This is a genomic window from Superficieibacter electus, from assembly GCF_002915575.1.
GTDB classification, from domain to species: Bacteria; Pseudomonadota; Gammaproteobacteria; order Enterobacterales; family Enterobacteriaceae; genus Superficieibacter; species Superficieibacter electus.
In genome coordinates, this window is sequence record NZ_PQGD01000014.1 from 120563 (window position 1) to 134175 (window position 13613).

Below are 13613 nucleotides of genomic sequence, written 5' to 3' on the forward strand. Positions count from 1 at the left end.
TTGTGCAGGCTTTAGCCAGCCAGCATAAGTAAACCTGCTACGCTTGATGTGTGGGTTGCTGATCATGTAGCTCCGCTCGCGAACAACCGCCGTCGTCAAAGGGTGACGATGCGTTTGTGTTGAACGTTCAGGGCGAAAGTTAACGAGGATAACTATGCTTAAAAGGAAAAAAGTAAAGCCAATCACCCTGCGCGATGTCACCATCATTGATGATGCCAAACTGCGCAAAGCGATTACCGCAGCCTCGCTCGGTAATGCCATGGAGTGGTTTGACTTTGGTGTGTATGGATTTGTGGCGTATGCGCTCGGTAAAGTCTTCTTCCCGGACGCCAATCCCAGCGTGCAGATGATTGCTGCACTCGGGACTTTCTCCGTCCCCTTCCTGATCCGTCCCCTGGGTGGGTTGTTCTTCGGGATGCTCGGCGACAAATATGGCCGGCAAAAAATACTCTCTATTACCATTATTATCATGTCGGTCAGTACCTTCTGTATCGGCCTGATCCCCTCCTATGAATCGATAGGCATCTGGGCACCAATTTTACTGCTGCTGTGTAAGATGGCGCAGGGATTCTCTGTCGGCGGTGAATACACGGGTGCGTCTATCTTCGTGGCGGAATACTCCCCCGACCGTAAACGTGGATTTATGGGGAGCTGGCTGGACTTCGGTTCCATCGCCGGGTTTGTGCTGGGAGCAGGAGTCGTTGTACTGCTATCGGCCATCGTTGGCGAAGTGAATTTCCTCGACTGGGGCTGGCGTATTCCGTTCTTCCTCGCACTGCCGCTGGGTCTGATTGGCCTCTATCTGCGTCATGCGCTGGAAGAAACTCCGGCGTTCCAGCAGCATGTTGATAAGCTCGAGCAGGGCGACCGTCAGGGATTGCAGGAAGGCCCGAAAGTTTCCTTTAAGGAAATTGCCACCAAACACTGGCGCAGTCTGCTGACCTGTATTGGTCTGGTCATCGCGACCAACGTGACCTATTACATGCTGCTTACTTACATGCCGAGCTACCTGTCGCATAACCTGCACTACTCGGAAGATCATGGGGTGCTGATTATTATCGCCATCATGATCGGGATGCTGTTTGTCCAGCCGATTATGGGCCTGCTGAGTGACCGCTTCGGGCGTCGTCCTTTTGTGTTACTGGGCAGTATTGCGCTCTTTGCTCTCGCCATCCCGGCGTTTATCCTGATCAACAGTGATGTGCTCGGCTTAATTTTTGCCGGTCTGTTGATCCTGGCGGTGGTGCTTAACTGTTTCACCGGGGTAATGGCCTCGACGCTGCCAGCAATGTTCCCGACGCACTTGCGTTACAGTGCGCTCGCCAGTTCATTTAATATTTCAATCCTGATTGCTGGTCTGACGCCGACGCTGGCCGCATGGCTGGTGGAAAGCACGCAGAACCTGATGATGCCTGCTTATTACCTGATGGTCGTCGCAGCAATTGGTTTGATTACCGGTCTGACCATGAAGGAAACCGCAAATCTGCCGCTGAAAGGGGCCACGCCTGCGGCGTCTGACCTCCAGGAAGCGAAAGAAATCCTTCAGGAGCATCACGACAATATTGAGCAGAAAATTGAAGATATCGACAAAGAGATTGCCGAGCTTCAGGAAAAACGCTCCCGTCTGGTGCAGCAGCATCCGGTGATTAACGACTAAATCTCTACACGTTGGTTGCCAACAAAGCCCGACCCTGGTGTCGGGCTTTTTCATCTCTGTACAGCGTCACGTTCCGTATTGGCTATTATCAATTTTATTTGCGATGATAAAAGAAGATAAGTGGACAGACCACAAGTGGGCATTTGGTCAGTCCAGAAGCAACGTCGAAGCGAGCATGAAAAATGAGATTATATCAGGAGATAGGGCAACAACTACGCAATGCCATTCAGCAGGGCGCATACCGGGCGGGAGACAAGCTGCCGGCAGAACGCGATCTTGCCGCGCAGTTTAGCGTCAGCCGTAGTGTTGTGCGGGAAGCGCTGATTCTGCTTGAACTGGAGCAGTGCGTAGAAATTCGTAAAGGCTCCGGTGTTTATGTACTTCCTCCTGCCAGCGTCGTACCTGTCGTGGAGCCTGCCTCTGATAGTGTGACATGCGGTGTCTTTGAACTGCTCCAGGCGCGTCAGCTTCTGGAAAGTGAAATTGCCGGATTCGCAGCGCTTCAGGCGACCAGAAATGACATCGTTGAATTACGTAAAGCGGTCGAACTTGAGCGACAGCAGCTCTCATCGGGTACTATCGCTGACGATACCGATGAGCATTTCCATTACCTGGTGGCGATGGCGACACAAAACGCCGCACTGGTCGCTATTGTGCAGGAAAGCTGGAAGCTACGTCAGCGCTCAGGCATGTGGCTGAACCATCACCAGGATACCAGTGATTTTAGTGCCCGTTGGGCATGGTTTGAGGACAGGATGCAAATCTTGCAGGCTATTCAGCATCGTGATGCCGTCGCTGCAAAACGGGCAATGTGGCAACATCTTGAAAACGTTAAGAATAAAATGCTAACTCAGGCAGACATTTCCGCTGCTGATTTTGATGGTTATTTGTTTACCTCTACCCCCATTGACAACAATACAACAAAATAAATGTTAAATTGGTCAGTCCTCTTTAGGGGTTTTTTATAACCTGACTGACCAATTTTGTGTCGCGCTTCACACTCTTCGCCTTGCTGCCTTTACCATCGTCGAATATCTCTATTAAGCTCATTTTCTCACCTTCTGTTTTTACTGGTATTCAGGAGAGTCGTAAAATGCGCGAATAGTAGGGTGCTGCCAAAATTATTTCTTATTTATTTTCCTCTAACGAATTCGTTTTTCTCAACGAAGGGCGACCCTGTATTTATTATAAAAGAAGGGCCTATGAACGATTATGCAATTTCTAAATTTACCCCGCTCAAAAATATTATTACTTTCGATAATTTTAATTACGGCCATTGCGGCTGGTTAGATCTGCGACCTAATTTTGTGAAAGCAGATTTTGCGCCGCATTCAGAAGAGATCGATCTCATTCACTGGGGGCCAACTATGCTCTCCTCAGCCACCTTTCCGATGATGGGAACGCATGGTGCAATGAGCGGTAGCCGTTCTCTGAAGCTGACGACGCGGGCGAACAGCGCCCCTGCCGACCAGCCGCCCGCGCCGGGCAGTATGGGGCTGGCGATCAAGCGAATGGCGGTTCCCGGCAGCCTGCACTTATTGCAACTTGAAGCCTGGTTTACCTACACGCCAGAACCTTCCGTCGCCGGGATTGGCGATCGCGATGTACGCGCTTTTGGCTGCTTTATTGATTTACAAAGCCAGCAAAATCGCTGGATGCCTGGGGTACGCTATGTCAACAGCGCCGACGGCGAGTACATCAGGCGCTGGCAATATTTCCGGGTTAATGACGGTGTGGATCATCGTCGCTGGAACTACGGTCATGACGGCTGGCATAAAGTTGGTGTTGACAGCCAGTGGTATGGACAGCGTCAGGCCGATGGATCTGCCGACGGCTTCCAGTGGATTGAGGACGGGCATCAGGATCTGGTCGCTAATGAAGCCGATGACAAAATTAACTGGATGTATATGCGCTTAACCGTCGATGTATCCCGCAGAGAATATGTGGAATTACAGTGCATGGATAAGATCATGGATTTACGCGGAAAACAACCGACGCTGGCTCCGGAATATAAGGGTATTACCGGATTACTTAATCCCGTATTTTTTATTGAAACCGGCGCTAATCGACGCGTTTTTCTGTATCTGGATTCCGTTATTTTATCTACCGATGATTTTCTTAATCGTCAGGCGTAAGGGGGAATAAATGAAAGAATTTTATACTTCAGTCGTGGAGTTACGCCAGCCGATTAAAAATATCTTTTTAACGGAGCCTTATGAATGCGGCTGGGCAAACGAAGCGCTGTTCTTTTTGACCGTCCATCCTGAGATGGCTGACTTTGCGAAAATAGTGGTCAGACCAAAAATTTCTCCCGATGGCATCCACTGGATTGATGCACCCGCCGGGGCGACAAGCGTGGATAAACCGGGAACGATTGCCATTGCGCAATCGCACTTTGGCGGTTGGCTGTGCCTTGAGCTTTCGCTGGCAGGTGCAACGCAGTCTGCCTTGATCACATTACACCTGGCACTGAAGGGGTAAGCCATGTCCAATCCAAAACGTTCGGCGCTGGCCTCCACCGTAGGTACCGCCCTTGAATGGTATGATTTTGCGCTTTATGGCATGGCCAGTGCGCTGATTTTCCCTTACGTCTTTTTCCCGGAAATGAGCGGAGCCTATGGTATTCTCGCCTCGTTTGCCACCTTCGGCGTCGGCTTCTTCGCCCGACCTTTTGGCGGCCTAATCGTCGGCTCGCTCGGCGACAAACTGGGACGCCGGGGCATGCTGTTTTTCACCCTCGTCCTGATGGCAGTCTCAACCACGCTGATTGGACTGATTCCGGCGTACCATACCATTGGATTATGGGCACCGATTCTGTTGGTGATTTGCCGTCTGGGTCAGGGATTTGCAGCCGGCGGTGAGTACTCTGGCGCAGTATTACTTTCCGCAGAGCATGCCGGGAAAAAGAACCGTGGGCTGTTTGCCTCGATCCCCGGGGCAGGGAATGCGCTGGGATCAATTATTGCCAGCCTGGCGATCATCGCCGTCCAGCAGTTGCCGCGTGAAGAGATGATCAACTGGGGCTGGCGTATACCGTTTGTCGCCTCGTTCGTGATCGGCATTGTCGGTATCTGGATACGAACCGGCGTGGCCGAAAGCCCTGAGTTCAAAGCAGTCAAAGCCTCGGATGTGCCAAAACGCCTGCCGCTGGTTGAAGTCTTCCTGCGTAAACCGCGTAACTTCATCGGTGCATTTTTGCTGAGCATTGGGCCCAACGTTACTTCTTATCTCCCTTCCGCGTTTGCGCTGACCTACCTGGTCGCTCATGTCGGTGTGGATAAAAGTGTGGGCGTGATGGGCGTGATGATCTGCAATTTCATCAAGTTTATTACCGTACCGGCGGCAGGCGCATTCAGTGATAAATTCGGTGCCAGAAAAGTCTTCCTGGCGGGGGCGGTAGGGCTGGGCGTGTTGATCGTGCCGTTTTTCCTGCTGCTTAATACCGGTGAGCAGGGACTGATCTGGCTGGGAATGTTCCTCATCTATTGTGCCTGTAACGATGCGATGCTGGGGGCGCAGGCGGCAATGCTGTCCGAAGCCTTCCCCGCGCATATTCGCTACACCGGAATGGCAGGAAGCCGGGAACTGGCGGGCGCAGTGGCTGGCGGGACGTTGCCCTTTATCGCCGTGGCCCTGCAAAGCAGTGCTGGCGGAGCCTGGTGGCCCATCGCCTTTTACGCCATTGTACTGGCGGTGCTGGCAGCCGTAGGGGCATTGATGCTAAGTCATGGCGATAGCAACCATGATGAGCACCGCCTGAAAGACGTCGTCCCGGGCCATTAGCCGTAAATGCCCGGCGTGCCGGGCATCTCCTTAACGCTCGCGAAAAGCTTCTGCGCGCGCGCGCAGGATCGGCTTCATCAGATAAGCAAGAATCGTTTTCTTACCGGTGATGATGTCCACCGAGGCGACCATGCCCGGAATGATCAGCAGCGGCTTGCTGTCGCTGCCGAGGTGGTTTTTATCGGTGCGCAGACGGATCACATAGTAACTTTTACCGTCTTTATCGGTTACTGTATCGGGGCTTATCTGTTCCAGTTTCCCTTCCAGCCCGCCGTAGATGGTGTAGTCGTAGGCGGTAAACTTCACGATCGCCCGCTGGCCCGGATGCAAAAACGCGATATCCTGCGGACGGATTTTCGTTTCAATCAGCAGCGTGTCGTCGAGCGGCACAATTTCAACCAGGTCGTTGCCTGGCTGGATCACCCCGCCAATCGTATTCACCAGCAGTTGCTGGACAATCCCTTTCACCGGTGAGGTCACCAGCGTGCGGTTAACCCGGTCTTCAATTGCCTTACCGGATGCCTCAATCTTGCTAAGATCGGTACGCGCTTCATTTAACTGTGACAGTGCATCGCTGCGGTAGCGGCCCCGGGTTTCGGCGATTTTGCTCTGGATCTCTTTAATTGCCGCCTCTGCGCCGGGGATCGAGAGGGTTACAGAGTCCAGTTGCCCACGCGTATCCACCTCAGAACGCTGGAGGCGCAGTACTTCTACTTTGGAAATCGCGCCTTTTGCCACCAGCGGTACCGACATAGAAATCTCCTGCTGGAGCAGGCGAAGACTGTTACGGAACTGTGCCTGCTTCGCCTTGAAGTCGAGCAGATCCTGTTTTTTCTGCACCAGTTGCTCGTTTAATCCGGCAATTTCGTCCTGAATACGCTTATTGACGCTGTTAAAGAGGTCAATTTCGCCCTGGGCAATGTCCGGTGCCTGTTTAACAATGTCTGGCGTGAGCGTCAGCGTCTGGCTATCGTTCAACTGCGCGTTAAGGCGCTGGATGCGTGCCTGCAACGACAGCCGATCCGCCTCGGTTTCCCCGGCGTTGGATTTAAAACGCGTATCGTCCAGACGCAGCAGTGGCGCGCCAGCCTGGACCACTTCTCCTTCATGCACAAACACCTGCGCTACTATCCCGCCCTCCAGGTTCTGCACTTTTTGCAGCCGGGAAGAGGGAATTGCGCGCCCGTCGCCGCGTGTTACTTCATCAATACTGGCGAGGGAGGCCCAGATAATCAGCGCCAGGAAGAAAGCGAAAATCGCCCACAGCGTAATGCGCACCACGCGAGGAGAGTCTTCAAGCAGCGCCTTATTCACTTCGCTGGTAGAGAACTGGCTCGCTTTTTTATCGCCGGAGAGCCAGCCCAGCAGACGGTTAGCGATTCGCATGGATCTGTCCTTTTTTCAGCGCACTCATCACGCTCTCTTTCGGCCCGTCGGCAATGATCTTACCGTTATCCAGAATAATCAGCCGGTCGACCAGCGACAGTAGGGACGCACGATGCGTCACCAACAGCAGCGTTTTTTGACTGACCACGGTCGCCAGCGCTTTCTTAATCAGATCCTCGCTGGTGTTATCCATTGAACTGGTCGGTTCGTCCATCAGCAGGACCGGCGGATCGAGCAGCAGCGCGCGGGCAAGCGTGACCGCCTGACGCTGACCGCCGGAGAGATGCATCCCGCGCTCGCCCACCTGCATGCTGTAGCCAGACGGGTGACGACGGGCGAACTCATGTACGCCGCTAATGTGTGCCGCGCGCAGCATCGTCTCTTCATCGACATAGTTTGCACCGAACAGCAGATTGTCACGCAGCGTACCGCTGAACAGATGCACATCCTGAGGGGCATAACCGATGTTATGTCGCAGATCGTGAACGTCGATTTGCCGGGCGTCGATGCCGTCAATCAGTACGCTACCAGCATTCGGCTGATAAAAACCGAGCAACAGCTTTGCCAGTGAGCTTTTACCCGAACCGCTACGCCCGATAATCCCCACTTTTTCACCGGGCGTGATACTCAGCGACACATTGGTCAGCGCCGCATTCTGATTGTCGGGATAGCTGAACGTCACATCGCGCAGTTCAATTGCGCCGGAGAGCGTTTCACGCTTTAACGGAACCTCAACCTGCTCGCTTTCCTGTTCCAGCGTCATCATCCGGTCGATAGTCACTTTAGTCATACTGGCGCGCTGGTAGCGGGTAACCAGGCTGCACAGATGACTCACCGGGATCAGGGCGCGGCGGGTCAGCAAATAGCAGGCAATCAGCCCACCCATGCTCAGGTTGCCGCTGATAATGATATACACCCCGGCGACCACGATACTCACACCGCACACCTGCTGAAGCCAGGTGGTAAAATTCACCGCCACATAAGAAAGCGACTTCACCCGCATCTCCAGCTTGCTGAGCTGGCCGATGATTTGCTCCCATTGATACTGGCGGTCGCTCTGCGCGTTGTTGATTTTAATAGCATCCAGCCCGCTCAGCGTTTCAATCAGCATCGCCTGGCGCTCATTGGCGAGTTTGTAGGTTTTTTCGATGGTGGCGAGCAGCGGACGCTGAATAGCCCAGTTCACCAGCAGCGCAACCGGGTAGGCCAGCAGCGGGATAAACACCAGCGGCCCGCCGATAAGGCCAATCACCAGCAGGATCAGCAGGGTAAAAGGCAGGTCAATCAGCGCGGTCAGCGTCAGCGAAGACAAAAAATCACGCAGCGACTGAAACTCCTGAAAATTCTGCGCAAAGCTGCCGACGCGCTTTGGCCGGGTTTTCATCTTCATTCCCAGCAGCCGCTCAAAAAGCGCCGCTGAGACAATAAGATCGGTCTTTTTCCCCGCCAGATCGAGGCAGATACTGCGCAATATCTTCAGAATAAAATCGAACACAAAAGCGATGGTAATACCGATCGCCAGTACCCACAGCGTGGCGGTAGCCTGATTAGGCACTACGCGATCGTAGACGTTCATCACGAACAGAGGCGTCGACAGGGCGATGATATTAATAATAAAACTGGCGACCACGGCGTCCACATACAGAAAACGCGAGAGTTTTAGCGTATCGCGGAACCAGTTTTTAGTCCGTGGGATCGTGGCGGTCGGCTGGGTGTCGTACTCATGCTCCGGCTGGATAAAAATCGCCATACCAGCATAGTTCTCTTCCAGCGTTTCGCGCGACACGCGGATTTCACCGCCTTCCGTTTCACTCGGCAGCAGACGCGCCTGGCCCTGGTCGTCCCAGCCAAGCAGCACAGCAGCGCGGTCCTGGTTGAGCAGTACAATCGCCGGTAAGGCAAAGGAGGTGATATTCTTTAGCGGTTGCTGGATAGCTCTGGCTTTTAGTCCGGCACGTTGTGCGGCGCGGGGAAAGGTGCTCAGTGTCAGGGTATGTGCTGACAGCGGCAGCCCGGCAGTGAGTATCGTTCGCGTCGTCATAACGCCGTGCAGCTTGCACATTATCAGCAAGCAATCTAACAGCGGATCGTCATGATGCTGTCGTGGGTCATTTTTTATAACATTATCGACAGGAGCGTCTGAGCTCTGCGGGATATCGGTGTAAGCAACCATAACCTGACCTTCATTGCCGTTGGCGAACCCAACGCAGGCATACGTAAAAACGGGTTATTTCCGCAGCCAGTACGTGAAATAACCCATCAGATCTTATTAATATAAAATTTATTTAAGTTCCGGTAACTCGTTTTTTGATGTCTGCATATCATCCAGAGGTTGCGCAGCTGATGGTGGCTGGATGTTTAATGTTTTCAGCAATAAGCCGGTCCGCGCGCTAATACGATAGGTATTAAACATCTCGGTAAACTGCAACTCGACGTAGCGCCGCTGGGCGGTAAACACTTCATTCTCACTGTCCAGCATATCCAGCAGGGTACGATCGCCAAGGCTGAACTGCTCCTGATAAGCAGTACGCACGGTCATACTGCGATCCGCATACTCTTTGGCAATTGGCACCTGTTTTTCCGCGTTTTGCAGGGCGTTCCACGACAGGCGCAGCTCTTCATTCAGCTGGCGCAGGGCGTTATTGCGAACATCCTCCGCCTCTTTCATTTTGTAGGCGTAGGAGGTGAGGGTAGCCTTATCGCTGCCGCCGTTATACAGGTTGTAGCGCATCCGCACCATAGCCTGCCACTCCTGGCTATGGCCACGTGTACCGTCAATGTTGTTATCCATTGTCCTGCCCACTTCCATATTCACGTTGGGGTAAAACCGTGACTTTTGCGCTTCATACTGCTGATGTGTTGCCTCAACATCTGCCGCGGCCTGTTTTAACAATGGGCTGTTTTCCAGCATATCACGTTTGGCCTCCTCAAGTGAGGCAGGGACCGGGAACTTCACCGGCATCGTCAGATCCACCGGTTCGCTTCCGGTAACGCTCTGGTAATTTGCTTTTGCATCTTCCAGATTGGTTTGCTCGGTCAGCAAATTGTTGCGAGCCTGCGCCAGACGCGCTTCGGCCTGCTCATAGTCTGCCTGCCGACCTACACCCTGCTCGGTACGCAGCCGAATTTGATCGAACACGCGTTCGTGATTTTTCAGGTTCTCTTCTGCCAGTGACACCATTTTTTGCCGCATCAGTACGCCAATATAGGTCTGAACGGCTGACAGGGCGGTATTTTCACTGGTGTTTAACACCGTCCAGGCACGTGAATTCACTGTCGCCTTCTGGCGCGCAACCTCGCTGGTGGTCGCAAAACCATTAAACAGATTCTGGGTTAAATTAATGCTGGATTCGCTGCGATGCAGATCGCGCAGATGATCGCCTTCCGCACGCGTGGTGGCGTTATCCGTTTGCTCCCAGCCGGTTCCCGCCTGAAGATCCAGCGACGGAAGATAACCGCCCTGCGCCGAACGCAGATCCTGATCTGCTGAGTACCGGCTGTTAGACGATGAACTGACTTCCGGATGCCAGGTCAGAGTATCTTTGATGGCTTTTTCGAGCGTGGTGGCCTGTGCCGCGCCCAGCGTCAGCAGCGACAGAGAGATCCCTGATAATAATTGGCTGCGATGTTTCATAGGTCGTCCTTTTCTTACGATCACGTCTCTGCTGTTAGCCTGCGCCCATCAGAGAGGATGTCTTCAGATAATTAACTTTTCATTCCCCGTTTGCATAAAACGGGGCGGTTCATGCCCTGGATCTAACATGAATGCCGTTATCCTCCCCGGGCGAGCAGGATAACGGCGGATGCGATTAACTGTGTAATTCTTCCGGTTTGGCCATCAGATTTTCGACCAGCGATTCATCGACCGCATGATAGCTGTCGGTCATTGATGTATCCGCCAGTGCAGGCGCGCCAGCTTCCACGCCAGGGGTGTGATCCGCGACTGGTCCCGGCTCGATCGTCGGGATCAGGTGGGTAAGATCTTTACCGTCATCCGCGTCGCTGACAACATCACTAAGCTTGATCGGATCGTCTGTGGTCAGGATCGATGTCATACCATGATCGTGGTCTTCCGCCGACATTTGAGCCTGCTCCTGCGTATTGCTCTGCTCATTGTGGCTATCCTCCAGCAGATTACTGAGCGAAGTGTCCTCTGGTGAGACCGTGGCAGCCGGATGATCGATCGCTGAGCTACTGCTTGTCGGCTGCGTATCCTGAATCAGATGCAGTTCACTATCATCAATCAGGCTTGCAGTCTGATGAGTGTCATCAGGCGTTACCGCCTCACTCTGCGCTACTTCGTGATCGACATTCTGCTCTTGCGCCAGGGGACTATGATCGTTCGTTTGCTCACTGACATCAGCGCGATCGTGCGATGTATCTGCATTGTCCTCATGCGACATCATTAACGTATGGAAGGCCGCTTCACTATGATGTTCATCCGCCGTCATCACGGCGTCGCTATGCTCAAAATGCGTTCCGTTTTCACCATTGATCGTAAATTCGGTTTGATGTTGATCGGCGACGGTAGAGCCAACACCGAGAGTGATATCTCCCAATTTGCTTTGACCTTCCGGCAGATCCACCGTTAACTGACCATCAAATGTTGAACCGTTAAGCGTCAGGGTATACACACCGTTATCCCAGCTCACTGCGCCATGATTACCGGTAAAAGTGGCCCCTTCCGGGATGCCTGTCAGCGTAATTTGCGTCAGATGCGCATCTGTTACATCACTGGTCAGCGCCAGATGAATATCCACAGTAATATGCTGAACCGTGGTGGTGGTCACCGTCGTGATGGTACTGCCCGATGTGGCTGTCGTGCCGTTGCCGAAAATAACGCCTTCAATATGGTTGGCGTTTTCATATAACCCTTTACCGGTGGTTTTATCGGTAACTTTAAAACCGTCGTAGGTATTATTCTGCGTGCTGGCATTATTATTTGAGCTATAGCTAACGTTATAGTTTTCACTATTGCCCGACACAAAAATGTAGTCTTTGCCCGCATCGCCCTGCGGCACGCCGCCGTTACCGGTGATCCCTTTCAGATCCCTGAATTGTGCCTGGCTCGGCTGCCAGTCACCCTGCTGGTAATAGCCGCCGGTATGACCACTGACAACAAAAATATCGCTATAGCCTTTGCCCGAATTATCCGTATTGGCATTGCTGGACTGATCGTAATATTTAATCTGTGCTGCGTTATCGTGCGCAGGCACGCTATCACCTGCGATCTTGCCATCCGGACTGGTTGGAGTCAGCCACACGCGAACGTTTGAACCGATGGCAATAATCTTGCCATCCTGAATATCAAAACCGTTGGGATCGTTGCTGCCGCCATTAACATGGATAACTTCGCTCCCCGTTTGCACCGTTGTCTGGTTGACATCAACTTTGACGTTGAGATCGGTGTGGGAGTCGGAGTCGGAGTCCGCATCGGAATCGGCATCGGCATCGGCGTCAGCATCCGCGTCGGAATCTGCATCTGCATCTGCATCTGCATCTGCATCGGCGTCAGAATCTGCGTCGGCATCGGCATCGGCATCGGCATCGGCATCGGCATCGGCATCGGCATCGGCGTCAGAATCCGCATCGGCGTCAGCGTCAGCGTCGGAATCTGCGTCGGCATCCGCATCCGCATCCGCATCACTGTCGTCCTCAGCCAGGCGCGTTATCTCTTCGGGTGGCATACCATCCGGGAAATCAAGGCCAACGGTGGGATAACCAGCGGTGGGATCGAGGATCTCGGCAGTAAGATCGAGTACGACATGCGTATGCGAACCGCCACCGCTTCCGCCGGTTACAGGACCATCGGTATTGGTTTGTGGGCCAGCGGCTGGCGCTTCGAGTGTTTGTGTCGGGTCCTGGCCATCGGCAATGGCCTGCTGGAGAGCGGCAATGTCGGTTTGCTGATCGGTGAGGGAGTGAGTGGAAACGGCTTTACCATCCCAGATCGTTTCGCGGCCGAGATCGAGGGTTTTTCCCCCGGTCAGAGCAATGCTGACGGCACCCGATACGCCAGTCTGCACCTGTTCTCCGTCAAAAAGACGATCGCCTTCGACCAGTAAACGCCTGCTCCCGTCAGGAGCGACTGCGAATACCTGTCCGATGATGGATTTGATAATCCCCGCCACGCTGCTCATCTCGTTTTCCTCTGTGACCCGCCGTTCATCAACCATTCCGTTCGGTTTTTGAGCATACAATACCAAAAGGGCGCTAATTAAGCATTGCTAAAATCTTATGTTGTCTTAATAAAATAACACTTCGATAACGGTTTTTTTTTGATGTAAGTAAAGTTTTGCTTAAGTCGTTAATGCGGCGGGGTAAATAAGATGAGATGGTGTTAATTAATTGTTGATTTTGAATAGCAGGCTAAGAAATTTCTCGTGATGGCATCATCTTTTTTAACCTGCCGGACCTAATGATTATGTAGTATGACTAAATTAAATTCTCGTCTTCATCGGCAATAAGCCCTTCCAGCCCGCTTAATGTCCGACGGGCTTGTGCGCGGTTGATCAGTTTTGTCTGGGCAGCTGGAGGCAGGTCGGTAATGCTGATAACGCCTTTACTCATCAGGACTTCAATCAGGTCTTCAAGGACACGGACCATTTCCAGATCGCTTTGCCGCAACTGAAGCAATGTCGCGGCCCTGGCTTCCTGCTTCTTATACCACTGACCGATATCGGGTGTGAGATCGGCACTTTGTTCTGTTGCTCCGGTAAACGGTTCGTCCTCAACCCGGATGATACGACCTGTAGTATCACGCTCGATATAGTGCATGGTTCATCTC

Annotated in this window: 10 protein-coding genes; 5 read left to right on the forward strand and 5 right to left on the reverse strand. The window is 52.9% G+C overall.

Features of this window, described 5'->3' with window-relative positions; genetic code table 11:
• Positions 1-154: 154 nt before the first annotated feature.
• The 5 genes from proP to CHU32_RS17835 all read left to right on the forward strand — a co-directional run bounded on the left by proP (position 155) and on the right by CHU32_RS17835 (position 5440).
• On the forward strand, positions 155-1657 hold the full coding sequence (gene proP / locus CHU32_RS17815) for a glycine betaine/L-proline transporter ProP (protein ID WP_103677393.1): 1503 nt from the start codon (positions 155-157) through the stop codon (positions 1655-1657).
• Positions 1658-1839: 182 nt separating this feature from the next.
• The gene (locus tag CHU32_RS17820) at positions 1840-2586 is read left to right on the forward strand and encodes a GntR family transcriptional regulator (protein WP_103677394.1); all 747 of its coding nucleotides are present in this window, start codon (positions 1840-1842) and stop codon (positions 2584-2586) included.
• Between the two features lie 273 nt (positions 2587-2859).
• Entirely contained in the window at positions 2860-3792 is a 933-nt protein-coding gene (locus CHU32_RS17825) for a DUF6772 family protein (protein ID WP_103677395.1), read from the forward strand.
• Positions 3793-3802: 10 nt separating this feature from the next.
• Complete coding sequence (locus CHU32_RS17830; protein ID WP_103677396.1) at positions 3803-4138, forward strand: hypothetical protein; 336 nt, start codon at positions 3803-3805, stop codon at positions 4136-4138.
• A 3-nt stretch (positions 4139-4141) separates the two neighbouring features.
• Positions 4142-5440: an MFS transporter gene (locus tag CHU32_RS17835; RefSeq protein WP_103677397.1), complete on the forward strand. Its 1299-nt coding sequence runs from the start codon at positions 4142-4144 to the stop codon at positions 5438-5440.
• A 30-nt stretch (positions 5441-5470) separates the two neighbouring features.
• On the opposite strand, the gene CHU32_RS17840 is transcribed toward CHU32_RS17835, so the two are convergent.
• The 5 genes from CHU32_RS17840 to CHU32_RS17870 form a co-directional block, all read right to left on the reverse strand.
• On the reverse strand, positions 5471-6826 hold the full coding sequence (locus CHU32_RS17840; RefSeq protein WP_103677398.1) for an HlyD family type I secretion periplasmic adaptor subunit: 1356 nt from the start codon (positions 6824-6826) through the stop codon (positions 5471-5473).
• The gene (locus CHU32_RS17845) at positions 6813-8999 is read right to left on the reverse strand and encodes a type I secretion system permease/ATPase (protein WP_103677399.1); all 2187 of its coding nucleotides are present in this window, start codon (positions 8997-8999) and stop codon (positions 6813-6815) included. The genes CHU32_RS17840 and CHU32_RS17845 overlap by 14 nt, the downstream gene beginning before the upstream one ends.
• Positions 9000-9107: 108 nt before the next feature.
• A complete protein-coding gene (locus CHU32_RS17850) occupies positions 9108-10460 on the reverse strand; it encodes a TolC family outer membrane protein (protein WP_103677400.1) in 1353 nt (450 codons plus the stop codon).
• A 175-nt stretch (positions 10461-10635) separates the two neighbouring features.
• On the reverse strand, positions 10636-12966 hold the full coding sequence (locus tag CHU32_RS17855) for a retention module-containing protein (RefSeq protein ID WP_176691957.1): 2331 nt from the start codon (positions 12964-12966) through the stop codon (positions 10636-10638).
• A gap of 295 nt (positions 12967-13261) precedes the next feature.
• Positions 13262-13603, reverse strand: coding sequence for a tryptophan synthase subunit beta (locus CHU32_RS17870; RefSeq protein ID WP_103678649.1), 342 nt, complete (start codon positions 13601-13603; stop codon positions 13262-13264).
• Between the last annotated feature and the right edge of the window lie 10 nt (positions 13604-13613).